Genomic DNA, 22,902 nt, shown 5'->3' with positions numbered 1-22,902 from the left:
GCGGCCGTGACAGCGGCTTCTGCGTGCTGCTGGCTTACAAGAACAATTCCAGCGATTACCGACAATCGAAAATCGAAATCTTTGGGAGTGTTCATGAAGAGCTGGCTCGACAACCTGAGCGTCACACGCAAGCTGGGACTTGGCTTCGGCGTGGTGCTGATCCTTACCGTAATCCTCGCCTCGGCAGGCTGGAACAGCCTGGAAAGCGTGATTCAACGCAGCAACGCGATGAGCCAGATCAACCGGCTCGGCGATGCGCTGACGGCGCTGCGCATCGCCCGCCTGCAGTACATGCTGGCGAACGGCGACGAGAAGGCCGCCGCCGCCGTGCAGCGCGCGCTGGACACCTACCTTCGCGACCACGACAAGATCCACGAACTCTTCATCAGCCCGGAGAGCACGCGCCTGCTGGAGCAGCAGTCGGCCGTGATCGCCGACTACCAGCGTTCGCTGAACCTGATGCGCGAGGCCTACAAGGCCACCCAGCAGGCGCGCCTGACGATGGGTGACAATGCGCTCAGGATCAACGACGCGATCAAGACCATCAACGCCCAGGTGTTGCAGCTGCCCAGTGACGACGAGAGCCGCTTCTCGCAGTTCCGCTCGATCACCCAGACCCGGGAAGACTGGCAGATGGTGCGCTACCAGGTGCGCGGCTACACCGGCAATCCGACTGCCGACACCGAGCGCACGGCGATGACCCAGCTGGACGACACCCAGCGCGCGTTCGCCGCGTTCAAGGCCGTGTTCGGCGCGGACCATCCGCAACTCGTCACCCAGATCGACAGCGCCCTGAGTGCCTACCGAGACGCCTTGCTGGCCTTCGTCAAGGCCAACGCCGACCTCGTCGATGTGCGCGGGAAACTGACCGAACAGGCGGAGGAGATCGTCAGTTACGACGAGCGTCTGACCCAGCTGCAGGTCGACCGGCGCGACGCCGAAAGCGCCCAGGCGCGTGGCGTGCAGATCGTCGCGGCGCTGCTGGCGGTGCTCTTCGGCGTGCTCGCGGCGTGGATCATCACCCGTCAGATCACCCGTCCGCTGCGCGATACCCTGGCCGCGGTGGAGCGCATCGCCGCCGGTGACCTGGCGCAGAGCCTCGTCGTCGAGCGCCGCGACGAACTGGGCGTGCTGCAGCAGGGCATCCAGCGCATGGGCGCGACCCTGCGCGAGCTGATCGGCGGGATTCGCGACGGCGTCACCCAGATCGCCAGCGCGGCCGAAGAGCTGTCCGCGGTGACCGAGCAGACCGCTGCCGGGGTCAATACGCAGAAGATCGAGACCGACCAGGTCGCCACCGCCATGCACGAGATGTCCGCCACCGTGCAGGAGGTCGCGCGCAACGCCGAGCAGGCCTCGCTGGCGGCCTCGCAGGCCGATGGCGAAGCCCGCGAGGGCGACCGGGTGGTGATCGAGGCGATTGCCCAGATCGAGCGGCTGGCCCAGGAAGTGGTGCGCTCCTCGGACGCCATGGGCGTGCTGCAGACCGAGAGCGACAAGATCGGCAGCGTGGTCGACGTGATCAAGGCGGTGGCCGAGCAGACCAACCTCCTGGCGCTCAACGCGGCCATCGAAGCGGCGCGGGCCGGCGAGGCCGGGCGCGGGTTCGCCGTGGTCGCCGACGAGGTGCGCGCCCTGGCGAAACGCACGCAGCACTCCACCGAAGAAATCGAGGTGCTGGTCGCCGGCCTGCAGCAGGGCACGCAACAAGTCGCCACCATCATGCAGGGCAGCCGCGCGGTCACCGATACCAGCGTGGAGTTGAGCCGCAAGGCCGGTAGCGCGCTGGAAAACATCACCGGCACGGTGTCGAACATCCAGTCGATGAACCAGCAGATCGCCGCGGCGGCCGAGCAGCAGAGCGCGGTGGCCGAGGAGATCAGCCGCAGCGTGGTCAACGTGCGCGACATCTCCGAGCAGACCGCCACGGCGGGCGAGGAAATCGCCAAGTCGAGCGTCGAACTGGCGCGCCTCGGCGGGCAGTTGCAGGCCATGGTCGGCCACTTCCGCGTCTGAGACGCCGCTCAGCCGCTGATCGATTCGCCGCCGGCGTGGTTCTCCAGGCATGCCCGCAGGCGACGAATCTGCTCCTGTTGCTGCGCCAGCGCGCGGCGCAGTTCGGCGCAGCCGGATTTCCGCTCGTCCTGCTGCCAGCGCCGACTGCGCCAGGTGTAGAAGGTGGTGTCGGACATGCCGTGGCGCCGGCACAGTTCGGCGGCCGGCACGCCGGCCGCCGCCTCGGCGAGAATCGCGGCGATCTGCTCGTCGCTGAAGCGCGGTTTGCGCATGGCTTCGCCCTCAGCGTGCGCCGCCGGCGCGCGGCGCGACGGTCACCAGCAGGATGCCGCCGACGATCGCCAGCACTCCGGCGACCAGCGTCAGGCTGAGGCTTTCGCCCAGGAAGATCACCGCCATGATCAGGCCTACCACCGGCACGCCGAGCATCGCCGAGGACATGCTGGTGGTGGACAGCCACATGCTCGCCGCATTCACCGCGCAGAAGCAGAACGCCGTCGCCAGCGGGCCGACGAACAGCGCCACCTGCCAGAACGTGCGCGATCCATCGCCGCTGAACGGCCCCTCGACGATCCAGGCGATCGCCAGCAGCGGCACGCTCGCCGTGAGCATCTGCCAGGGCGCCAGCTGGTAGGCGCTGGCGCTGCCCTTCGCGTGGCGCAGGTGAAGGATGCACAGCGCCCAGCAGAACGAGGCGGCGAGCAGCATCAGGTTGGCCTTCACCAGGCGGCCGTCGCTCCAGTCCAGCGCCAGCGGGTTGAACAGCACGGCGACGCCCAGCACGCCGAGCAGGGTGCCGGCCAACTGGCGGGGGGAAAGCCGTTCGCGGAAGAACAGGATCGCCGCCGGCGTCACCCACAGCGGCGTGGTGTAGGCGAGCACCGCCGAACGCCCGGCCGGGATGTCGAGCATGGCGATGGCGCCGAGCACGGTGAAGGCGAGCATCTGCAGCAGCCCGACGCTGGCGATCAGCGGCAGGTCGCGGCGGCGCGGCAGGCGCAGGGTGCCGGTGACGATCTGCACGACGAACAGGCACAGGCAGCCGAGGACGAAGCGGGTGGCCGAGAACCAGATCGGCGTGACGTGCGCCAGGCCGGTCTTCATCACCGGCCAGTTCGCGCCCCAGATCAGGATCGCCACCAGCAGCAGGGCGACGCCTTTGCTGCGGGTGGAGAACAGCGCACGGCGCGCGTCCGGGGCGGCGGTGCAGGCGTTGCGAAAGTGGGCCATGGATATCCTCCAGCGCGGCTAGGGTTGGCGTGGCTGGAGAAAACTTTATTACTCCCCGAGGGGAGAGTTTTTCTCAAATTCATTGCGTTTATGGCTTTTTGAAGATATTCACTCTCCAAAGTCTTATTTTCGGAGAATATCTCTCTCATGCGCCAGCTCGACCGCACCGACATCGGCATTCTCAACCGTCTCCAGGAGAACGCCCGCATCACCAATGCCGAGCTAGCCCGCTCGGTGAACCTCTCGGCGACGCCGTGCTTCAACCGGGTCAAGGCGATGGAGGAGCTCGGACTGATCCGCCAGCAGGTGACGCTGCTGGCGCCGGACCTGCTCGGGCTGCACGTCAACGTGTTCATCCACGTCAGCCTGGAGAAACAGGTGGAAGACGCACTGCAGCGTTTCGAGCAGGCGATCGCCGAGCGGCCGGAGGTGATGGAGTGCTACCTGATGACCGGCGACGCCGACTATCTGTTGCGGGTGCTGGTGCCGACCATCCAGGCGCTGGAGCGCTTTATCCTCGATCACCTGACCAAGGTGCCGGGCGTGGCCAACATCCGCTCGAGCTTCGCGCTCAAGCAGGTGCTCTACAAGACCGCGCTGCCGTTGCCGGCCAATGGCCTGACCCTGGCCTGACTGCGCGTCAGGCGCCGAGGCGGGCGAACGCCTCGTCGCACCGCGCCGCCAGGATGAAGTCGTTGCGGTGTACGTCGTGGATCTTGTGGGTCCACCAGTTGACCCGCACCTTGCCCCACTCGACCCGCAGCGCCGGATGATGGTTTTCCGCCTCCGCCAGTTCGCCGATGGCATTGGCGAAGGCCAGCGCCGCCTTGAAGTCGGCGAAGGCGAAGTCGCGCTCCAGTTGCCGCACACCGTCGAGAGTCACCAGGGACCAGTCCGGAAGCTGTGCGTGCAGGGCCGAAATCGCCTGCTCGTCGAGGACCGGCGCATCGGCGCGGCAGGCTTCGCAGGGGAGTTTTCCGAGGTCGTTCATGGTTGCTCCGTGAGCAGGTTGTCCGTGTTTTCGGACACCGGCAGCAGCGCAACGTCCGGGCGCAGGGTGGCGATCAGCGCACGCACGCTACCCGGCAGCGCCTCCAGTTCGCGCACCAGGATGCTGCGCTCGCGCATGGCCCAGGGTTCGTCCAGCTCCACCGTCGCCAGCTGCATGGTGCGGCTGTGCCGGCGCGCCGCCGATTCGGGAATGATGCCGATGCCGACGCCGGCCTCGACCATCCGGCAGATCGCCTCGAAGCTGGACATCTGGATGCGCAGCGAAAGGGTTTCGCCGAGGCGCTCGACGTGGTCGCGGAGGAAGCTGAGCAGGGTGCTGCCGTCGTGCAGGCCGATGTGCTGGTAGGCGAGCGTCTGGCGCAGGGTGACGCGCTGCTCGCTGGCCAGCGGATGGCCCAGCGGCACCGCCAGCACCAGGTGGTCGGTGCTGAAATGCAGCACCTGCAGCCCGGTAGCTTCCACCGGCCCGGCGATGATCCCGAGGTCGGCAGCGCCGTCGAGCACGCCGCGAACGATGTCGCGGCTGAGTTTTTCCTGCAGGTCCACCGTGACCGCCGGGCGCTCGGCGAGGAAGCGCGCCAGCACTTCAGGAAGGAATTCGGTCACCGCGGTGGTGTTGGCGTAGATACGGATATGTCCGGCGGTTTCGGCGCCGTTGCTGGCGAACTCGCTCTTCAGGTAATCGACCTGGCGCATGATCAGTCGCGCGTGCTGCAGCAGGCGTTCGCCCGCCGGAGTCAGCTCTACGCCACGGCTGTCGCGATAGAGCAGGCGGCTGCCGAGCTGGCCTTCGAGAGCCTTGATCCGCGCGCTGGCCGCGGCCGGCGAAAGAAACGCGCGGCGGGCGCCCTGGGTCAGGCTGGGCGATTCGGCGATGTGGATGAACAGTCGCAGGTCAGCCAGATCGAAATGCATACGCTGTTTTCCCTTGTAGAACGCAAGGTCGAATGCTCGCGAATTGACAACAGTCCGTAGGGTGGGCTTCAGCCCACGCGGTAAGTCGCGGGCGAGTATTGGGAGGCTGAAGCCCCCGGTGTGTGCCGCTCAAACGCGGCACTGCGTTCAGCATAAACGAACGCCGGCTTACGTAAATGCAAATTCTCAGAACGCTGGTCGCCCAGCATGATCCGCCCACAACAATAACCGCTGCGGAAATTCACCCATGAGCGATTCTGCTTTCAGCGCCTGGATCGGGCGCACCGAGGAGGCTCACGATCAGTTGAGCCGCAACCTGCTCAAGCGCATCGCCGCCACCTTCGACGAGCCGACGCCGGCCCACGGCGAGGCGCTGCCGCCGCTGTGGCAGTGGTGCTTCTTCCAGGAACCGATCGCCGAAAGCGGCCTCGGCGGCGACGGCCATCCGGCGCGCGGCGGCTTCCTGCCGCCGGCCGACAACCGCAACCGCATGTGGGCCGGCGGGCGGCTGGAGTTTCACGAGCCGCTGCGTGCTGGCAGCGAAGCCGGGCGCGTATCGACCATCACCCACATCGAGGAAAAGCACGGCCGTACCGGCGCGCTGCTGTTCGTCACCGTGCGCCATGACTACTCGCAGGATGGCCGCCTGGCGATCCGCGAGGAGCAGGACATCGTCTACCGCGAACCGACGCCTCCGAAGACGGCCAGCGGCGAGTTGCCGGCGGCGGGCGACTGGAGCGAATCGGTGGAGCCGACGCCGACCCTGCTGTTCCGCTACTCGGCGGTGACCTTCAACGGCCATCGCATCCACTACGACTTCCCCTACGTGACCGGCACCGAAGGCTACTCCGGCCTGGTGGTGCACGGCCCGATGATCGCCACGCTGAACCTGCGCGCGTTCTGCCGCGCCAACCCGCAGGCGCGCCTGCGCCGCTTCGCCTACCGCGGCGTGCGTCCGCTGATCGCGCCGCAGCCGTTCGAGGTCGGCGGGCGCATCGTCGCGCCGGGCAAGGCCGAGCTGTGGGCCGGCAACGCCGACGGCATCGCGCAGAGCGCGGAAGTGGAATTCGACCCGGCGTAATCCGTCCCCGTGACGACGCCCCACCCGATCGGCGCCGGTGCGCCCGACAAGAACAAGAGGACGCTATGAAGACCTACGACCAGGACGAACTAAATGCCATCCGCGACGGCGTGCGCGCGCTCTGCGCCGAATTCCCCGCCGAGTACTGGCGCAAGATCGACGAGGAGAAGGGCTTTCCCGAAGCCTTCGTCAAGGCGCTGACCGAGGCCGGCTGGCTCTCGGCGATGATTCCCGAGGAATACGGCGGCTCCGGCCTTGGCCTGGCCGAGGCCTCGGTGATCCTCGAGGAGGTGAACCACTGCGGCGGCAACTCCGGCACCGTGCACGGGCAGATGTACAACATGTTCACCCTGCTGCGGCACGGCAGCGAGGAGCAGAAGCGCTACTACCTGCCGAAGCTGGCCAGCGGCGAGCTGCGCCTGCAGTCGATGGGCGTCACCGAACCCACCACCGGCACCGATACCACCAAGATCAAGACCACCGCGGTGCGCCAGGGCGATAAGTACGTGATCAACGGGCAGAAGGTGTGGATCTCGCGCATCCAGCATTCCGACCTGATGATCCTGCTGGCGCGCACCACGCCGCTGGCCGAGGTGAAGAAGAAGTCCGAGGGCATGTCGATCTTCCTCGTCGACCTGCGCGAAGCCATCGGCCACGGCCTGACCGTGCAGCCCATCGCCAACATGGTCAACCACGAGACCAACGAGCTGTTCTTCGACAACCTGGAGATTCCCGCCAGCAGCCTGATCGGCGAAGAGGGCAAGGGCTTCAAGTACATCCTCGACGGGCTCAACGCCGAGCGCACGCTGATCGCCGCCGAGTGCATCGGCGACGGTCGCTGGTTCATCGAGAAGGCCAGCGCCTACGCCCGCGACCGCGTGGTGTTCGGCCGGCCGATCGGGCAGAACCAGGGCGTGCAGTTCCCCATCGCCGAGGCGCACATCGAGATCGAGGCCGCCGACCTGATGCGCTGGCGCGCCTGCGCCGAATACGACAGCGGCATCAATGCCGGGGCGGCGGCCAACATGGCCAAGTACCTGGCGGCCAAGGCCAGTTGGGAAGCGGCGAACGCCTGCCTGCAAACCCACGGCGGTTTCGGCTTCGCCAACGAGTACGACGTTGAGCGCAAATTCCGCGAGACGCGTCTGTACCAAGTGGCGCCGATCTCCACCAACTTGATCCTGTCCTACGTGGCCGAGCATCTGCTCGAACTGCCGCGTTCGTTCTGACCTGGAGCGGGGGGCTGAAGATCGGTGGGCTGAAGCCCACCCACCCGGACCTCCGTAGGGTGGGCTTCAGCCCACCAACCCCCGCGCCACTGACCGCCTGGACGGAAGATCAACGATGCACATCGACCACCTGGATCACCTGGTACTCACCGTCGCCGACCTCGACGTCACGGTGGATTTCTACACCCGCGTGCTGGGCATGCAGGAAGTGACTTTCGGCGAGGGGCGCAAAGCGCTCGGTTTTGGCATGCAGAAGATCAACCTGCACCAGGCCGGCAAGGAGTTCGAGCCCAAGGCCGAACGCCCGACGCCGGGTTCGGCGGACCTCTGCTTCATCGTCGCCACGCCGCTGGATGAGGTCATCGCGCATCTTGAAACGCAGGGCGTGACGATCCTCGAAGGCCCGGTGCGACGTACCGGCGCGACGCAGCCGATCCGCTCGGTCTACGTGCGCGACCCCGATTTCAACCTGATCGAACTCTCGAATCCGCTGGACGAAGGACAACAATAATGAGCGAACACACCCGGCAACTGACCGCCTTCCTGGCCGATCTCGCGTATGAAGACGTGCCCGAGGCGGTGCTCGCGCGCACCGAGGACCTGTTCCTCGACTGGCTCGGCTCGGCGCTGGCCAGCCAGGGCTCGCACCCCATTCCGCTGTTCGAGCGCTATGCGCAGAAGATGGGCCCGGCCAGCGGCCCGGCGAACATCCTGGTCAATGGCAGCCGCAGCTCGGCGTACTTCGCCGCCCTGGTGAACGGCGCCAGCTCGCACCTGGTCGAGCAGGACGACCTGCACAACAGCTCGGTGCTGCACCCGGCGACGGTGGTGTTCCCCGCCGTGCTGGCCGCCGCGCAGGACCGTGGCAAGTCCGGCCGCGCGCTGCTGCTGGCGGCGCTGGCCGGTTACGAGGCGGGCATCCGCGTCGGCGAATTCATGGGCCGCTCGCACTACCGCATCTTCCACACCACCGCCACGGTCGGCACCCTCGCCGCGGCGGTGGCGGTCGGCAAGCTGCTGGAATTCGACCAGGAACAGTTCGTCAACCTGCTCGGCAACGCCGGCACCCAGGCCGCCGGGCTCTGGGAGTTCCTCCGCGACGCGGCGGACTCCAAGCAGTTGCACACGGCCAAGGCCGCCGCCGACGGGCTGCTCGCCGCCTACCTGACCGAGGACGGCCTGACCGGCGCGCGCAACATCCTCGAAGGTGAGCAGGGCATAGCCGCCGGGATGTCCAGCGATGCCGACCCGAGCAAGCTGTCCGACCGCCTCGGCAGCCGCTGGGCGCTGGTGGAGACCTCGTTCAAGTTCCACGCCTCCTGCCGTCACACCCATCCGGCAGCCGACGCCCTGCTGCAGCTAATGCAGCGCGAAGGGCTCAGCCATGAGCAGATCGAGCAGGTCACCACCCGCGTGCACCAGAGCGCCATCGACGTGCTCGGTCGCGTGGTGGTGCCGCAGACCGTGCACCAGGCGAAGTTTTCCATGGGCACGGTGCTGGGCCTGATCGCCGTGCACGGCAAGGCGCAGCTCACCGAATTCCACACCCTGGCGCTGACCGACCCGAACGTCTCGGCGTTCCGCGAGAAGGTCAGCATGCAGCTCGATCCCGAGGTCGACGGCGCCTACCCGGCGCGCTGGCTCGGCCGGGTCGAGGTGACCACCACCGACGGGCGCCGGCTGGCCGCCGCCATCGACGAGCCGAAGGGCGATCCGGGCAACACCCTCAGCCGCCCCGAACTTGAAGACAAGTTCCGCCGCCTGCTGGCTTTCGCTGGCGCGCGTTCGCCCGAGCAGGCCGACGAACTGATCGCTCTGGTCTGGCGCCTGCGCGAGCTGGACGACCTCGGCGTGCTGGCCTGAGTCGCGGATCGGTGCTCATGGCGCACCCTACGGGCGCCGCAGTCACGAACGAGTCGTAGGGTGGATCGCGCTTCATCGATCCACCGAGCGGCCGGCGCCGCGGCCACAAACAAGAAACACAGGAACCGGACATGAACGACATCGCACACAACCCGCGTCCGCTGGACGGCATCACCGTGGTCAGCCTCGAACACGCCATCGCGGCGCCGTTCTGCACGCGCCAGCTGGCCGACCTCGGCGCCCGCGTGATCAAGGTCGAACGCCCTGGCGTAGGCGACTTCGCGCGTGGCTACGACGAGCGCGTCAATGGCCTGGCCTCGCACTTCGTCTGGACCAACCGCTCGAAGGAAAGCCTGAGCCTGGACCTCAAGCAGGACGCTGCGACGAAGATCCTCGACGCCCTGCTGCAGGACGCCGACGTGCTGGTGCAGAACCTCGCGCCCGGCGCGGCGGCGCGCATGGGGCTGTCGTTCGAGGCGCTGCACGAGCGATTTCCCAGGCTGATCGTCTGCGACATCTCCGGCTACGGCGAGGGCGGTCCCTACGAGAAGAAGAAGGCCTACGACCTGCTGATCCAGAGCGAGGGCGGCTTCCTGTCCGTCACCGGCGGGCCGGGCGAGGAGGAAATGGCCAAGGCCGGCTGCTCGATCGCCGACATCGCCGCCGGCATGTACGCCTACAGCAACATTCTTTCCGCGCTGCTGCTGCGCGGCCGCACCGGCAAGGGCAGCCGCATCGACGTGAGCATGCTGGAAAGCCTGGTCGAGTGGATGGGCTACCCGATGTACTACGCCTACCAGGAGGCGACCCCGCCGCCCCGTGCCGGCGCCGCGCACTCGACGATCTACCCCTACGGCCCGTTCCCGGCCGGCGACGGCGGTACGGTGATGCTCGGCCTGCAGAACGAACGCGAGTGGGCGGCGTTCTGCGACAAGGTGCTGCTGCAGCCGGAGCTGGCGGTGGACGAGCGCTTCTCGGCCAACTTCAAGCGTTCGACCAACCGCGCCGAATTGCGCGGGATCATCGTCGAGTCCTTCGCCACACTCAGCGCCGAGCAGGTAATCGAGCGCCTGGAGCAGGCGCAGATCGCCAACGCCCACGTCAACGACATGGCCGGCGTCTGGGCCCATCCGCAGCTCAAGGCGCGCGACGGCTGGCGCGAGATCGACAGCCCGGCAGGTCCGCTGCCTTCGCTGCTGCCGCCGGGGCGCAGCAACGCTTTCAGCCCGCGCATGGACGCCGTGCCCGGCCTCGGCCAGCATTCGGCGCAGATCCTCGCCGGGCTGGGTTATTCCAGCGACGAGGTGGAGCGCCTGCGCGACAGCGGCGTCATCTAGACGCCGCGTCCTCCGAACGATCCCTCTTCCCGCGGGAGAGGACCGGGGAGCGCCACGCTCCCCGCCACAACAAGAGAAGAGCCATGAGTCCATCCCCCCTTCGCACGGCCCTGTTCGTGCCCGGCAGTCGCCCGGAGCGTTTCGCCAAGGCGCTGGCCAGCGGCGCCGATACCGTCATCGTCGATTTCGAGGACGCCGTCGAGGAGCCGCTCAAGCGCCAGGCGCGCGACAACCTGGCGGCGTTCCTCGCGGCCGAACCCGGCGTGCGCCTGCTGGTGCGGGTGAACGCCCCGGAGCACGCCGAGCACGCGGCCGACCTGGCGTTCTGCAAGGCCCAGGCGGGCGTCGTCGGCGTGCTGCTGCCCAAGGTGGAAAGCGCCGCGCAGGTGGCCGCGGTGGCCGCCGTCGGCAAGCCGGTGTGGCCGATCATCGAGAGCGCGCGCGGCCTGCTGGCACTGGCCGAGATCGCCGGCGCGCCGGGTGTGGAGCGCCTGTCGTTCGGCGGCCTGGACCTGGCCCTGGACCTCAACCTGCAAAGCGGCAGCGAGGGCGCCGGACGCGTGCTCGACCAGGCGCGCTACGCGGTGCTGCTGCATTCGCGCGGCGCGGGGCTGGCCGCACCGCTGGACGGCGTGCATCCGGCCATCGGCGATACAGAGGGGCTGCGTGCCTCGATCCGCCTGGCGGCGGGCATGGGTTTCTCCGGCGCGCTGTGCATCCATCCCCGGCAGATCGAGGTGATTCACCAGGCGCTGGCGCCCAGCGCCGAGGAGCTGGCCTGGGCGCAGCGGGTCATCGACGCCGGCAGTGGCGGCGCGGGGGCCTACCAGGTCGACGGACAGATGGTCGACGCGCCCGTATTGGCCCGCGCACAACGGCTGCTGGCACTGGCGAAGGCGTGAACCGCGCCTTTCGGACTACGACTTTGGTCGCCCTGCGCTGGCTGCAACGTCGATCGGCGACCACGATGAAATGCCCGGTAACAGGCGTGTGGCCTGGGATCGGGTCGGCTGGGCGGTCTCGTGAGGGTTTGCGTTCGGCAAAGCTGAACGCCGGCTTATTTAAAAGCTAATTCACGAAACGCCCAGCCTTGGGCAACCTGCAATTCGCTTGAATAAAAACAACAGCCGCAGAGGCAAAAGCATGCTCGAACGCTCCGTCCCCACCGGCAGTTCCCCCACGTCACTGTTCAGCCAGCCCGCTGGCCGGCTTCCGGCGCTCCGCGCGCCGGGTGTCTTCGCGTCCAAAAACAATAAAAGGTGATTTCATGCTGAAGCTCTCCCAGGCGCTGTTCTGCGCCGCCACCCTGACCGTCGCCAGCTTCGCCCATGCGGCGGATGCTCCCATCACCATCAAGTTCGCCCACGTGGTCGCCGACAGCACGCCGAAGGGGCAGGGCGCCAACCTGTTCAAGAAGCTCGCCGAGGAGCGCCTGCCGGGCAAGGTCAAGGTCGAGGTCTATCCGAACTCGTCGCTGTTCGGTGATGGCAAGGAAATGGAAGCGCTGCTGCTGGGCGACGTGCAGATGCTGGCGCCTTCGCTGGCGAAGTTCGAGCACTACACCAAACAGCTGCAGATCTATGACCTGCCGTTCCTGTTCGACAACCTGCAGGCGGTCGACCGTTTCCAGCAGGGCCCGCAGGGCAAGGCGCTGCTGACCTCGATGGAGGGCAAGAACATTCTCGGCCTGGCCTACTGGCACAACGGCCTGAAGCAGCTGTCGGCGAACAAGCCGCTGCGTGAGCCGAAGGACGCCCGCGGCCTGAAGTTCCGTGTGCAGGCTTCCAGCGTGCTCGAGGAGCAGTTCAAGGCCGTGCGCGCCAACCCGCGCAAGATGAGCTTCGCCGAGGTCTATCAGGGTCTGCAGACCGGCGTGGTAAACGGCACCGAGAACACCTGGTCGAACTATGAAAGCCAGAAGGTGCATGAGGTACAGAAGTACTTCACCGAATCCGACCACGGCCTGATCGACTACATGGTGATCACCAACGCGCAGTTCTGGAAAGGCCTGCCGCCGGACATCCGCACCCAGCTCGAAGAGATCATGGCCGAGGTATCGGTCGAGGTGAACAAGCAGGCCGAGGCGCTCAACCAGGCTTCGCGGCAGAAGATCATCGACGCCAAGACCAGCGAGATCATCACGCTCACCGCCGACCAGCGCGAGGAATGGCGCGAAGCCATGCGCCCCGTGTGGAAGAAGTTCGAGGATGAAATCGGCGCCGACCTGATCAAGGCCGCCGAGGACTCCAACCAGGCCCCGTGATGGCTTCCGGTCGCCGCCCGCGCGGCGACCGTTCTCCCTGCAGTTCTCTCGCGGAGTATCCCGATGCAAGCGCTGACGCGATTCTGGGCGCGCTTTGAGGAGGCGTTCATCGCTTTCCTGCTGGCGGCCATGACCCTGGTGACCTTCGTCTACGTAGTGCTGAACAACGTCTACACGCTGTTCTACACGCTGGGCGACAAATGGGAATTCACCAGCGGATTCTTCTTTGCCATCGGCGACACGCTGATGGGCCTGGCCCAGGAAATGACCTGGAGCGTGGCACTGACCAAGGCGCTGTTCGGCTGGCTGATCTTCTTCGGCATCGCCTACGGCGTGCGCACCGCCGGCCACCTGGGCGTGGATGCGGTGGTCAAGCTGACTCCGCGTCCGGTACAGCGCGTGCTGGCGATGATCGCCTGCCTGTGCTGCCTGGCTTACGCCGGCGTATTCATGATCGCCAGCTACTCCTGGGTGAAGACCCTGTTCGTCGCCGGCATCGCCGCCGAGGATCTCGACCAGTTCGGCATCGAGCTGGGCCACATCGCGATCATCGTACCGATCGGTTTCGCCATGGTGCTGATCCGCTACCTGGAGATCATGTGGCGCATCGTGACCCACCGCCAGACCGGTCTTGGCCTCGCCGATGAAGCGGCGGAAGCCAGCAAACTCGCCAATGACATAGAGGAGCAGCGTTAATGGCCGTTCTCTGTCTGTTCCTCGTTCTTTTCATCCTGATGTTCCTCGGCGTGCCGATCGCCATTTCCCTCGGCCTGTCCGGCGCGTTGTCGATCCTCATGTTCAGCCAGGATTCGCTCAGCTCGCTGGCGATCAAGCTGTTCGAGACTTCCGAGGCGTACACGCTGCTGGCGATCCCGTTCTTCCTGCTGTCCGGTGCCTTCATGACCACCGGCGGCGTGGCGCAGCGGCTGATCGACTTCGCCAACGCCTGCGTCGGCCACATCCGTGGCGGTCTCGCCATCGCCGCGGTGCTCGCCTGCATGCTCTTCGCCGCGCTGTCGGGTTCGTCGCCGGCGACGGTGGCGGCGGTGGGTTCGATCGCCGTGGCCGGCATGGTGCGCTCCGGCTACCCGCGCGAGTTCGGCGCCGGGATCATCTGCAACGCCGGCACCCTGGGCATCCTGATCCCGCCGTCGATCGTCATGGTGGTCTACTCGGCCGCGACCGAAACCTCGGTCGGCAAGCTGTTCATGGCCGGCGTGATACCGGGCATCCTGCTCGGCGTGATCCTGATGGTGGTGATCTACATCGTCGCGCGGATCAAGAACCTGCCGGCGCAGCCGCGGGTGTCCTTCCGCGAATGGCTGGCCACCGCACGCCGCGCCTTCTGGGGGTTGTTGCTGCTGGTGATCATCCTCGGCGGCATCTACAGCGGCATGTTCACGCCCACCGAGGCGGCGGCCGTGGCGGCGGTGTATTCGGCCTTCGTCGCGCTGTTCGTCTACAAGGACATGCGCATCCGCGATTGCCCGAAGGTGCTGCTGGAGTCCGGCCGGCTGGCGATCATGCTGATGTTCATCATCGCCAACGCCATGCTCTTCGCCCACGTGCTGACCACCGAGCAGATCCCGCAGCAGATCACCGAGTGGGTGATTTCCGAAGGGCTGACGCCGATCGGCTTCCTGCTGATGGTCAACGTGGTGCTGCTGGTTGCGGGCAGCTTCATGGAGCCTTCGGCGATCGTGCTGATCCTGGCGCCGATCTTCTTCCCGATCGCCATGCAGTTGGGCATCGACCCGATCCACCTGGGCATCGTCATGGTGGTGAACATGGAGATCGGCCTGGTGCATCCACCGGTGGGGCTGAACCTGTTCGTGACCTCTGCGGTGACCGGGCTGACCCTGGGCCAGACGATCCGCGCGGCGTTGCCCTGGCTGAGCATCCTGCTGCTGTTCCTGATCCTCGTCACCTACGTGCCGTTCATCTCGCTGGCACTGCCGAACTGGCTCGGCATGTAGCGCGGCGCAAGCGTTGCCGACGACGTCCCCGGCGTCGGCAACGGACCGAAACCCCCTTGATCCCGCCGCCTCGCGCGCGGGATTTTTTTTCCCGCACACCGCGCTCGACGGGCGTCGCCCAGGTCCGTTGCGCCAGCGAATACGGGCCATCAGGTCGATTTTCCGGCGACTGCGACTATTGTCTTAACCCGGTAAGACAATGGTCGAATGGTTGCCGGGGGCACCCGGCGGATACAAAGACACCATAGAAAAACAACTATCTACCGAGGTCCTAGTCCATGAGCGCCGCTTCTCTTTATCCCGTCAGTCCCGAGGTCGTAGCCAACACGCTGACCGACGAAGCCACCTACAAAGCCATGTACCAGCAATCGGTCATCAACCCGGATGGCTTCTGGCGCGAGCAGGCCAAGCGTCTCGACTGGATCCAGCCGTTCACCAAGGTCAAGCAGACCTCTTTCGACGATCACCATGTCGATATCAAGTGGTTCGCCGACGGCACCCTCAACGTTTCCTACAACTGCCTGGATCGTCACCTGGCAGAGCGCGGCGACCAGATCGCGATCATCTGGGAAGGCGACGACCCGTCCGAGCACAAGGAAATCACCTACCGCGAACTGCACGAGCAGGTCTGCAAGTTCGCCAACGCCCTGCGCGGCCAGGACATCCACCGCGGCGACGTGGTGACCATCTACATGCCGATGATCCCCGAGGCCGTGGTGGCGATGCTCGCCTGTGCCCGCATCGGCGCGATCCACTCGGTGGTGTTCGGCGGCTTCTCGCCCGAAGCGCTGGCCGGCCGCATCATCGACTGCAAGTCGAAAGTGGTGATCACCGCCGACGAAGGCTTGCGCGGCGGCAAGCGCACGCCGCTCAAGGCCAACGTCGACGACGCGCTGACCAACCCGGAAACCAACAGCATCCAGAAGGTCATCGTGTGCAAGCGCACCGGTGCCGACATCAAGTGGAACCAGCACCGCGACATCTGGTTCGAGGACCTGATGAAAGTGGCCGGCAGCGTCTGCGCGCCGAAGGAAATGGGCGCCGAGGAAGCGCTGTTCATCCTCTACACCTCCGGTTCCACCGGCAAGCCGAAGGGCGTGCTGCACACCACCGCCGGCTATCTGCTGTACGCCGCGCTGACCCACGAGCGTGTGTTCGACTACCGCCCGGGTGAAATCTACTGGTGCACCGCCGATGTCGGCTGGGTCACCGGCCACAGCTACATCGTCTACGGCCCGCTGGCCAACGGCGCCACCACGCTGCTGTTCGAAGGGATCCCGAACTACCCGGACATCACCCGCGTCGCCAAGATCATCGACAAGCACAAGGTCAACATCCTCTACACCGCGCCCACCGCGATCCGCGCGATGATGGCCCAGGGCAAGGCCGCGGTCGAAGGTGCCGACGGCTCCAGTCTGCGCCTGCTCGGCTCGGTCGGCGAACCGATCAACCCGGAAGCCTGGCACTGGTACCACGAGTGCGTCGGCCAGAGCCGCTGCCCGATCGTCGACACCTGGTGGCAGACCGAAACCGGCGGGGTGCTGATCAGCCCGCTGCCGGGCGCCACCGCGCTCAAGCCGGGCTCGGCGACCCGTCCGTTCTTCGGCGTGCAGCCGGCGCTGGTGGACAACCTGGGCAACATCATCGATGGTCCGGCCGAGGGGAACCTGGTGATCATCGATTCCTGGCCGGGTCAGGCGCGCAGCCTGTACAAGGACCACGACCGCTTCGTCGACACCTACTTCAAGACCTTCAAGGGCATGTACTTCACCGGCGACGGCGCGCGCCGCGACGAAGACGGCTACTGGTGGATCACCGGCCGCGTGGATGATGTGCTCAACGTTTCCGGCCACCGCATGGGTACCGCCGAGATCGAGAGCGCCATGGTCGCCCACCCGAAAGTCGCGGAAGCCGCCGTGGTCGGCGTGCCGCACGACATCAAGGGGCAGGGTATCTACGTCTACGTCACCCTCAACAGCGGCGAGGAATACTCCGAGCAGCTGCGCCAGGAGCTCAAGGCCTGGGTGCGCAAGGAGATCGGTCCGATCGCCGTGCCGGACGTCATCCAGTGGGCGCCGGGCCTGCCGAAGACCCGCTCGGGCAAGATCATGCGGCGCATCCTGCGCAAGATCGCCACGGCCGAATACGGCGCACTGGGTGACATTTCCACCCTCGCCGATCCGAGCGTGGTGGAGCATCTAATCAATACCCACAAGACCATGCAGGTCGCCTGACCCGCTGGCCACGACGCCCCGCCCGGTTCCGCCGGGCGGGGCGTTTTCATTTCGGCTGTAACCGCCTGTCCGGGTGGTGGCGAATCGAAACGCCGTGGCGGTTACCGTGCTTCGCCCGCAACGGACGCAGGCGCGTTCCAGAGCCCTCGGGCCCTTGCGGTGCGCTAATTGCTTCGTTCACTGGTTGGCTGTTTCCTGTCCGGTTGGTCACGTTTCGGACGGGCTGTCAATATCGCCTCCGTGCGCTTTCGGTGCTTCTGTAATTAGTTGTCGCATTGAGGAAATATCGCGCTTCGGCCTGCCGCTAGAATGCCGCCCACCCGAAAGGAGGGCCGCCGATCCCAAAAGGTTCGTGTCGCCGGCGCCTCTGCCAACTCCCTTCGTTCCGGCGGGCCAACCCCGCGGCACCCGACATTTCCGCACCATGGAGCTTTCGATGAAGAACAAGATCGTCCTGTTCGGCGCACTGGCGCTGTCCCTGCTGGCACCGCTGGCGATGGCCGACAAGCCGCTGCGCATCGGCATCGAGGCGGCCTACCCGCCGTTCGCCTTCAAGACGCCGGAAGGCAACATCAGCGGCTTCGACTACGACATCGGCGTGGCCCTGTGCGAAGAGATGAAGGTCGAGTGCACGTGGATCGAGCAGGAGTTCGACGGCCTGATCCCGGCGCTGAAGGTGCGCAAGTTCGACGCTATCCTCTCCTCGATGTCGATCACCGACGAGCGCAAGAAGTCGGTCGACTTCACCGGCAAGTACTACTCCACGCCGGCCAAGCTGGCGATGAAGGACGGCGCGACCTACAAGGACGTGGCCGACCTCAAGGGCAAGAAGATCGGCGTGCAGCGCTCCTCGGTGTATGACCGCTACGCCACCGACGTCTTCGCCCCGGCCGGTGCCGAGATCGTCCGCTACAGCTCGCAGAACGAAGTCTTCCTTGACCTCGCCAGCGGCCGCCTCGATGCCACCCTGGCCGACTCGGTGAACATCGACGACGGCTTCCTCAAGACCGACGCCGGCAAGGGCTTCGCCTTCATCGGCCCGGACTTCACCGACGAGCAGTACTTCGGCGAAGGCCAGGGCATCGCGGTGCGCAAGGGCGACAAGGCGCTCGCCGACAAGATCAGCGCGGCGATCCTGGCGATCCGCGCCAACGGCAAATACAAGCAGGTGCAGGACAAGTACTTCGCGTTCGATGTCTACGGCAAGTAAGGGCTGACGCCAGGAACGCGTCTGATGAAGGCAGGGCGATGAGTCCTGCGTTCGTCGCTCACCCGTGCGGCGCGCATCTGGCGCGCCGCTTCGCCTGAGGACTGCTCGATGTTGAACGGCTACGGGGCGACCATCGTCGATGGCGCCTGGCTGACCCTGCTGCTGGCGCTGACCTCGATGGCCGTGGCCATCGGCCTCGGCCTGCTCGGTGCGGCCTGCCGGCTGTCGCCGCTGCGCTGGCTGGCGCTGCTGGGCGAGACCTACGCCACGGTGATCCGCGGCATCCCCGACCTGGTGCTGATCCTGCTGATCTTCTACGGCGGCCAGGACCTGGTGAACCGCCTCGCGCCGCTGCTCGGCTACGAGGACTACATCGACATCAATCCCTTCGTCGCCGGGGTCTTCACCCTCGGCTTCATCTTCGGCGCCTACCTGTCGGAAACCTTCCGCGGCGCCTTCATGGCGATTCCCAAGGGCCAGGCGGAAGCCGGCGCCGCCTATGGCATGAGCGGGCGCCAGGTGTTCTTCCGCATCCTCGTGCCGCAGATGATCCGCCTGGCGATTCCCGGGTTCACCAACAACTGGCTGGTGCTGACCAAGGCCACTGCGCTGATATCCGTGGTCGGCCTGCAGGACATGATGTTCAAGGCCAAGCAGGCGGCGGACGCCACCCGCGAGCCGTTCACCTTCTTCCTCGCGGTCGCCGCGCTCTACCTGGTGCTGACCAGCGTGTCGCTGCTCGCCCTGCGTTTCCTCGAGAAGCGCTACAGCGCCGGCATCAAGGTGGCCGAGCTATGAAAGCCAGGCCGGTCACGGACCCACGGAGCCGCGCATGATCCTCGACTTCTCGGTCATCTGGGACAGCCTGCCGCTGTACTTCGGTGGTGTGCTGGTGACGCTCAAGCTGCTGGCCATCGCCCTCGTCGTCGGGCTCGCGGCGGCGATTCCGCTGGCGCTGATGCGCGTGTCGCGGCAGCCGGCGATCAACTTCCCGGCCTGGCTCTACACCTACGTCATCCGTGGCACCCCGATGCTGGTGCAGCTGTTCCTGGTCTACTACGGGCTGGCGCAGTTCACCCTGGTGCGCGAGAGCCTGCTCTGGCCGTACCTGTCCAACGCCACGTTCTGCGCCTGCCTGGCGTTCGCCATCAACACCAGCGCCTACACCGCGGAAATCCTCGCCGGCAGCCTCAAGGCCACGCCGCACGGCGAGATCGAAGCGGCCAGGGCGATGGGCATGTCGCACGCGCGCCTGTACCGGCGCATCCTGCTGCCCTCAGCGCTGCGCCGCGCGCTGCCGCAGTACAGCAACGAAGTGATCATGATGCTGCACACCACCAGCCTCGCCTCGATCGTCACCCTGATCGACATCACCGGCGCGGCGCGCACCGTCAGCTCGCAGTACTACCTGCCGTTCGAGGCGTTCATCACCGCCGGCGTGTTCTATCTTTGCCTGACCTTCATCCTGGTGCGCCTTTTCAAGCTGGCCGAGCGTCGCTGGCTGGCCTACCTGGCGCCCCGGGCGTCCTGAGGAGAGCGCCATGCAACGCATCGATCATCCGCTGCCCTGGGGCACGCCAGGCACCCAGCGTACTCTCAGCGTGTTCCGTTTCGGCAGCGGCCCGGCCAAGGCCTACGTGCAGGCGTCGCTGCACGCGGACGAACTGCCCGGCATGCGCGTGGCGGTCGAGCTCAAGCAGCGCCTGTTCGATCTGGAAGCACAGGGCCGCCTCACCGGCACCATCGAACTGGTGCCGGTGGCCAACCCGATCGGCCTCGGCCAGCTGTTGCAGGCGAGCCACCTCGGGCGCTTCGAGTTCGGCAGCGGGAAGAACTTCAACCGGGGTTTCCTCGACCTCGCCGAACTCATCGCACCGGCGCTGGAGCGGATGCTCGGCGCCGACGCCGCGGCCAACGTGCGGCTGATCCGCGCCGCGATGCGCGAGGCGCTGGCGTGCATGCCCGCCGCACCTTCCGAGCTGGAAGGGCTGCAGCGTCTGCTGCTCGGCCACGCCTGCGACGCCGACGTGGTGCTCGACCTGCATTGCGACATGGAAGCGCTGACCCACCTGTACGCGATCCCGCAGCACGGGCCGCGTTGGCGCTCGCTGGCCGCGCGCCTGGGCGCCGGCGCGGTGTTGCTGGCCGAGGAGTCGGGCGGCAATTCCTTCGACGAAGCCTGCTCGATGCCCTGGCTGAGCCTGGCGCGGCGTTTCGCCGAGGCCAGCGTGCCGTTGGCGTGCCTGGCGACCACCGTCGAACTGGGCGGCATGGGCGACACCGGCCGCGAGCAGGCCGAGGCCAGCGCCGAGGCGATTCTCGCGTTCCTCGCCGAACAGGGGCTGATCGCCGGCGACTGGCCGGCGGCGCCGGCCGACTGCTGCGAGGCGACGCCCTTCGAGGGCGCCGAATTCGCCCTGGCGCCGCATGCCGGGGTGGTCAGCTTCCTCCAGCCGCTCGGCGCGCAGGTGCGCGTCGGCGATCCGCTGTTCGAGGTGATCGACCCGCTGGACGGCCGCCACAGCGTCGTGCGTTCCCAGGTCGACGGCGTGCTCTTCGTCCGCGAGCGCATGCGTTTCGCCCGTCCGGGGCTGTGGCTGACCAAGGTCGCCGGCCGCCAACCCATTCGCCAGGGTCGCCTGCTCAGCGACTGACCAGAGAGAGAACATGTACAAGCTCGAAGTCCAGGATCTGCACAAACGCTACGGCGACCATGAGGTGCTCAAGGGCGTGTCACTGGCGGCCAAGGCCGGCGACGTGATCAGCATCATCGGTTCCTCAGGCTCGGGGAAGAGCACCTTCCTGCGCTGCATCAACCTGCTCGAACAGCCGCACGCCGGCAGCATCCTGCTCAACGGCGAGGCGCTCAAGCTCAAGCCCGGCAAGCACGGCGCGCTGAAGGCCGCCGACGAGCGCCAGTTGCAGCGCATGCGTTCGCGGCTGTCGATGGTGTTCCAGCACTTCAACCTGTGGTCGCACATGAGCGCGCTGGAGAACGTCATCGAGGCGCCGGTGCACGTGCTCGGCGTGCCGAAGAAGGAAGCCCTGGAAAAGGCCGAACACTACCTGGCAAAGGTCGGCGTGGCGCACCGCAAGGATGCCTACCCCGCGCACATGTCCGGCGGCGAGCAGCAGCGCGTGGCGATCGCCCGCGCGCTGGCGGTGGAGCCGGAGGTGATGCTGTTCGACGAGCCGACCTCGGCGCTCGACCCGGAGCTGGTCGGCGACGTGCTCAAGGTGATGCAGGACCTGGCCGGGGAGGGGCGCACCATGCTGGTGGTGACCCACGAGATGGGTTTCGCCCGCGAGGTTTCCAGCCAACTGGTGTTCCTGCACAAGGGTTTGGTCGAGGAGCGCGGCAACCCGCGCGAGGTGCTGGCGAATCCGCAGTCCGAACGACTCAAGCAGTTTCTTTCCGGCAGCCTCAAATAAGCCCTAGACTCGACCGCCATGACCTCTTATCGAATCGGCTTCCTGATCTGGCCCGAGACCCGGGCAATGACGCTGTCCCTGGCCGAAGAAGCGCTGCGGGTGGCGCAGCGGCTGCATCCGGAGGTCGTCTACGAGCTGTCCTTCCTGCAGGCCGAAACCCCGGCGGCCGACGCCTGGCGCCTGCCGGGCGAGCCCTGGAGCGGACGCCTGGAGGGTCTGCAGCGGCTCTTCGTGGTGGCCGACGAGCCGCCGCTGAACGTCTCCGCGCCGCTCGCCGCGGCGCTCAAGCAACTGGTGCGCAGCGGCTGCGTGATCGGCGGACTGTCCGCGGGCGTCTACGCGCTGGCCCAACTCGGCCTGCTCGACGGTTACCGCGCCGCGGTGCACTGGCGCTGGCATGACGATTTCGCCGAGCGCTTTCCCAAGGTGATCGCCACCAGCCACCTGTTCGACTGGGATCGCGATCGCCTCACCGCCTGCGGCGGTCTTGCCGTTCTCGACCTGCTGCTGGCGCTGCTGGCGCGCGACCACGGTGCCGAACTGGCCGGCGCGGTGAGCGAGGAACTGGTGGTGGAGCGCATCCGCGAGGGCGGCGAGCGTCAGCGCATCCCGCTGCAGAATCGCCTCGGTTCCAGCCATCCGAAGCTGACCCAGGCGGTGCTGCTGATGGAAGCGAACATCGAGGAACCGCTGACCACCGACGAAATCGCCCAGCACGTCTGCGTGTCGCGCCGGCAGCTGGAACGCATCTTCAAGCAGTACCTCAACCGCGTGCCGAGCCAGTACTACCTGGAATTGCGCCTGAACAAGGCGCGGCAGATGCTGATGCAGACCAGCAAGTCGATCATCCAGATCGGCCTGTCCTGCGGCTTCTCGTCCGGCCCGCACTTCTCCAGCGCCTACCGCAACTTCTTCGGCGCCACCCCGCGCGAGGACCGCAACCAGCGGCGCAGCGCCAACCCCTTCGAGCTGAGCGGATCGGGCGAACGCGAGTAGCGTCGCTGTCGGTTGCGGGTCATGCGATGGGTTACGCAGCTGCGCGGTCCTACGGACCTGTAGGGTGGGCTTCAGCCCACCGTTACCCGGCCAGCGCATCCCGCAAACT

The 22,902-nt window shown here is 66.7% G+C and carries 22 protein-coding genes and 1 pseudogene; 19 read left to right on the top strand and 4 right to left on the bottom strand.

Annotated features, from left to right (window positions below; genetic code table 11):
• Positions 1 to 93 precede the first annotated feature (93 nt).
• Positions 94 to 1,113: pseudogene (locus BLV15_RS22555) on the top strand (methyl-accepting chemotaxis protein); the annotation flags it as partial.
• Positions 1,114 to 1,152: 39 nt separating this feature from the next.
• Positions 1,153 to 2,016: a methyl-accepting chemotaxis protein gene (locus BLV15_RS22550; RefSeq protein ID WP_425438512.1), complete on the top strand. Its 864-nt coding sequence runs from the start codon at positions 1,153 to 1,155 to the stop codon at positions 2,014 to 2,016.
• Positions 2,017 to 2,024: 8 nt separating this feature from the next.
• Here the strand turns inward: BLV15_RS22550 and BLV15_RS22350 are convergent, their stop codons facing one another.
• Both BLV15_RS22350 and BLV15_RS15630 read right to left on the bottom strand, forming a co-directional pair.
• Positions 2,025 to 2,288: a transposase gene (locus BLV15_RS22350; RefSeq protein ID WP_245728203.1), complete on the bottom strand. Its 264-nt coding sequence runs from the start codon at positions 2,286 to 2,288 to the stop codon at positions 2,025 to 2,027.
• A 10-nt stretch (positions 2,289 to 2,298) separates the two neighbouring features.
• On the bottom strand, positions 2,299 to 3,246 hold the full coding sequence (locus BLV15_RS15630; protein ID WP_090230196.1) for a DMT family transporter: 948 nt from the start codon (positions 3,244 to 3,246) through the stop codon (positions 2,299 to 2,301).
• A gap of 147 nt (positions 3,247 to 3,393) precedes the next feature.
• On the opposite strand from BLV15_RS15630, the gene bkdR reads away from it, so the two are divergent.
• The gene (gene bkdR / locus BLV15_RS15625; RefSeq protein WP_090230193.1) at positions 3,394 to 3,879 is read left to right on the top strand and encodes a Bkd operon transcriptional regulator BkdR; all 486 of its coding nucleotides are present in this window, start codon (positions 3,394 to 3,396) and stop codon (positions 3,877 to 3,879) included.
• Between the two features lie 7 nt (positions 3,880 to 3,886).
• Here bkdR and BLV15_RS15620 read toward each other — a convergent pair whose 3' ends face one another.
• The gene (locus BLV15_RS15620) at positions 3,887 to 4,237 is read right to left on the bottom strand and encodes a 4a-hydroxytetrahydrobiopterin dehydratase (RefSeq protein ID WP_090230191.1); all 351 of its coding nucleotides are present in this window, start codon (positions 4,235 to 4,237) and stop codon (positions 3,887 to 3,889) included.
• Positions 4,234 to 5,172, bottom strand: coding sequence for a LysR family transcriptional regulator (locus tag BLV15_RS15615; protein WP_090230189.1), 939 nt, complete (start codon positions 5,170 to 5,172; stop codon positions 4,234 to 4,236). Before BLV15_RS15615 ends, BLV15_RS15620 begins: the two co-directional genes overlap by 4 nt.
• A gap of 247 nt (positions 5,173 to 5,419) precedes the next feature.
• Here BLV15_RS15615 and BLV15_RS15610 point away from each other — a divergent pair, with 247 nt between their 5' ends.
• The 16 genes from BLV15_RS15610 to argR all read left to right on the top strand — a co-directional run bounded on the left by BLV15_RS15610 (position 5,420) and on the right by argR (position 22,793).
• On the top strand, positions 5,420 to 6,253 hold the full coding sequence (locus tag BLV15_RS15610) for an HTD2 family dehydratase (RefSeq protein WP_090230186.1): 834 nt from the start codon (positions 5,420 to 5,422) through the stop codon (positions 6,251 to 6,253).
• A 65-nt stretch (positions 6,254 to 6,318) separates the two neighbouring features.
• Positions 6,319 to 7,482: an acyl-CoA dehydrogenase family protein gene (locus tag BLV15_RS15605; protein ID WP_090230183.1), complete on the top strand. Its 1,164-nt coding sequence runs from the start codon at positions 6,319 to 6,321 to the stop codon at positions 7,480 to 7,482.
• Positions 7,483 to 7,597: 115 nt separating this feature from the next.
• Positions 7,598 to 7,993: a VOC family protein gene (locus BLV15_RS15600; protein ID WP_090230180.1), complete on the top strand. Its 396-nt coding sequence runs from the start codon at positions 7,598 to 7,600 to the stop codon at positions 7,991 to 7,993.
• A complete protein-coding gene (locus tag BLV15_RS15595) occupies positions 7,993 to 9,345 on the top strand; it encodes an MmgE/PrpD family protein (RefSeq protein ID WP_090230177.1) in 1,353 nt (450 codons plus the stop codon). The genes BLV15_RS15600 and BLV15_RS15595 overlap by 1 nt, the downstream gene beginning before the upstream one ends.
• 131 nt (positions 9,346 to 9,476) lie before the next feature.
• Positions 9,477 to 10,682: a CaiB/BaiF CoA transferase family protein gene (locus BLV15_RS15590; protein WP_090230175.1), complete on the top strand. Its 1,206-nt coding sequence runs from the start codon at positions 9,477 to 9,479 to the stop codon at positions 10,680 to 10,682.
• An 83-nt stretch (positions 10,683 to 10,765) separates the two neighbouring features.
• Positions 10,766 to 11,584, top strand: coding sequence for an HpcH/HpaI aldolase/citrate lyase family protein (locus BLV15_RS15585; protein WP_090230172.1), 819 nt, complete (start codon positions 10,766 to 10,768; stop codon positions 11,582 to 11,584).
• A 365-nt stretch (positions 11,585 to 11,949) separates the two neighbouring features.
• Positions 11,950 to 12,945, top strand: coding sequence for a TRAP transporter substrate-binding protein (locus BLV15_RS15580; protein ID WP_090230170.1), 996 nt, complete (start codon positions 11,950 to 11,952; stop codon positions 12,943 to 12,945).
• Between the two features lie 63 nt (positions 12,946 to 13,008).
• A complete protein-coding gene (locus tag BLV15_RS15575) occupies positions 13,009 to 13,641 on the top strand; it encodes a TRAP transporter small permease (RefSeq protein WP_090230167.1) in 633 nt (210 codons plus the stop codon).
• Positions 13,641 to 14,921, top strand: coding sequence for a C4-dicarboxylate TRAP transporter large permease protein DctM (gene dctM / locus BLV15_RS15570; protein WP_090230164.1), 1,281 nt, complete (start codon positions 13,641 to 13,643; stop codon positions 14,919 to 14,921). Before BLV15_RS15575 ends, dctM begins: the two co-directional genes overlap by 1 nt.
• Before the next feature lie 278 nt (positions 14,922 to 15,199).
• Complete coding sequence (acs, locus tag BLV15_RS15565; protein ID WP_090230162.1) at positions 15,200 to 17,155, top strand: acetate--CoA ligase; 1,956 nt, start codon at positions 15,200 to 15,202, stop codon at positions 17,153 to 17,155.
• A 436-nt stretch (positions 17,156 to 17,591) separates the two neighbouring features.
• On the top strand, positions 17,592 to 18,365 hold the full coding sequence (locus tag BLV15_RS15560) for an ABC transporter substrate-binding protein (protein WP_090230159.1): 774 nt from the start codon (positions 17,592 to 17,594) through the stop codon (positions 18,363 to 18,365).
• A 108-nt stretch (positions 18,366 to 18,473) separates the two neighbouring features.
• Positions 18,474 to 19,163, top strand: coding sequence for an ABC transporter permease (locus BLV15_RS15555; protein ID WP_090230156.1), 690 nt, complete (start codon positions 18,474 to 18,476; stop codon positions 19,161 to 19,163).
• Positions 19,164 to 19,197: 34 nt separating this feature from the next.
• Positions 19,198 to 19,896 (top strand): ABC transporter permease, encoded by a 699-nt coding sequence (locus BLV15_RS15550; protein ID WP_090230153.1) that lies wholly within the window; start codon positions 19,198 to 19,200, stop codon positions 19,894 to 19,896.
• Between the two features lie 10 nt (positions 19,897 to 19,906).
• Positions 19,907 to 21,019, top strand: a complete 1,113-nt coding sequence (locus tag BLV15_RS15545; protein ID WP_090230150.1) for a succinylglutamate desuccinylase/aspartoacylase family protein — start codon at positions 19,907 to 19,909, stop codon at positions 21,017 to 21,019.
• Positions 21,020 to 21,032: 13 nt separating this feature from the next.
• A complete protein-coding gene (locus BLV15_RS15540) occupies positions 21,033 to 21,797 on the top strand; it encodes an ABC transporter ATP-binding protein (protein WP_090230148.1) in 765 nt (254 codons plus the stop codon).
• Positions 21,798 to 21,815: 18 nt separating this feature from the next.
• Complete coding sequence (argR, locus tag BLV15_RS15535; RefSeq protein WP_090230146.1) at positions 21,816 to 22,793, top strand: transcriptional regulator ArgR; 978 nt, start codon at positions 21,816 to 21,818, stop codon at positions 22,791 to 22,793.
• Positions 22,794 to 22,902 lie beyond the last annotated feature (109 nt).

This window comes from Pseudomonas kuykendallii (genome assembly GCF_900106975.1).
Lineage (GTDB): Bacteria > Pseudomonadota > Gammaproteobacteria > Pseudomonadales > Pseudomonadaceae > Pseudomonas_O > Pseudomonas_O kuykendallii.
The sequence above is the reverse complement of the archived record's forward strand: the minus strand, read 5'-3'. Positions and strand labels throughout refer to the sequence as shown.

Excerpts from the sequence above, each read along its gene's own strand:
- BLV15_RS22550 (WP_425438512.1), top strand. The coding sequence starts at position 1,153 with ATGGGCGCGACCCTGCGCGAGCTGATCGGCGGGATTCGCGACGGCGTC.
- BLV15_RS22350 (WP_245728203.1), bottom strand. The coding sequence starts at position 2,288 with ATGCGCAAACCGCGCTTCAGCGACGAGCAGATCGCCGCGATTCTCGCC.
- BLV15_RS15630 (WP_090230196.1), bottom strand. The coding sequence starts at position 3,246 with ATGGCCCACTTTCGCAACGCCTGCACCGCCGCCCCGGACGCGCGCCGT.
- bkdR (WP_090230193.1), top strand. The coding sequence starts at position 3,394 with ATGCGCCAGCTCGACCGCACCGACATCGGCATTCTCAACCGTCTCCAG.
- BLV15_RS15620 (WP_090230191.1), bottom strand. The coding sequence starts at position 4,237 with ATGAACGACCTCGGAAAACTCCCCTGCGAAGCCTGCCGCGCCGATGCG.
- BLV15_RS15615 (WP_090230189.1), bottom strand. The coding sequence starts at position 5,172 with ATGCATTTCGATCTGGCTGACCTGCGACTGTTCATCCACATCGCCGAA.
- BLV15_RS15610 (WP_090230186.1), top strand. The coding sequence starts at position 5,420 with ATGAGCGATTCTGCTTTCAGCGCCTGGATCGGGCGCACCGAGGAGGCT.
- BLV15_RS15605 (WP_090230183.1), top strand. The coding sequence starts at position 6,319 with ATGAAGACCTACGACCAGGACGAACTAAATGCCATCCGCGACGGCGTG.
- BLV15_RS15600 (WP_090230180.1), top strand. The coding sequence starts at position 7,598 with ATGCACATCGACCACCTGGATCACCTGGTACTCACCGTCGCCGACCTC.
- BLV15_RS15595 (WP_090230177.1), top strand. The coding sequence starts at position 7,993 with ATGAGCGAACACACCCGGCAACTGACCGCCTTCCTGGCCGATCTCGCG.
- BLV15_RS15590 (WP_090230175.1), top strand. The coding sequence starts at position 9,477 with ATGAACGACATCGCACACAACCCGCGTCCGCTGGACGGCATCACCGTG.
- BLV15_RS15585 (WP_090230172.1), top strand. The coding sequence starts at position 10,766 with ATGAGTCCATCCCCCCTTCGCACGGCCCTGTTCGTGCCCGGCAGTCGC.
- BLV15_RS15580 (WP_090230170.1), top strand. The coding sequence starts at position 11,950 with ATGCTGAAGCTCTCCCAGGCGCTGTTCTGCGCCGCCACCCTGACCGTC.
- BLV15_RS15575 (WP_090230167.1), top strand. The coding sequence starts at position 13,009 with ATGCAAGCGCTGACGCGATTCTGGGCGCGCTTTGAGGAGGCGTTCATC.
- dctM (WP_090230164.1), top strand. The coding sequence starts at position 13,641 with ATGGCCGTTCTCTGTCTGTTCCTCGTTCTTTTCATCCTGATGTTCCTC.
- acs (WP_090230162.1), top strand. The coding sequence starts at position 15,200 with ATGAGCGCCGCTTCTCTTTATCCCGTCAGTCCCGAGGTCGTAGCCAAC.
- BLV15_RS15560 (WP_090230159.1), top strand. The coding sequence starts at position 17,592 with ATGAAGAACAAGATCGTCCTGTTCGGCGCACTGGCGCTGTCCCTGCTG.
- BLV15_RS15555 (WP_090230156.1), top strand. The coding sequence starts at position 18,474 with ATGTTGAACGGCTACGGGGCGACCATCGTCGATGGCGCCTGGCTGACC.
- BLV15_RS15550 (WP_090230153.1), top strand. The coding sequence starts at position 19,198 with ATGATCCTCGACTTCTCGGTCATCTGGGACAGCCTGCCGCTGTACTTC.
- BLV15_RS15545 (WP_090230150.1), top strand. The coding sequence starts at position 19,907 with ATGCAACGCATCGATCATCCGCTGCCCTGGGGCACGCCAGGCACCCAG.
- BLV15_RS15540 (WP_090230148.1), top strand. The coding sequence starts at position 21,033 with ATGTACAAGCTCGAAGTCCAGGATCTGCACAAACGCTACGGCGACCAT.
- argR (WP_090230146.1), top strand. The coding sequence starts at position 21,816 with ATGACCTCTTATCGAATCGGCTTCCTGATCTGGCCCGAGACCCGGGCA.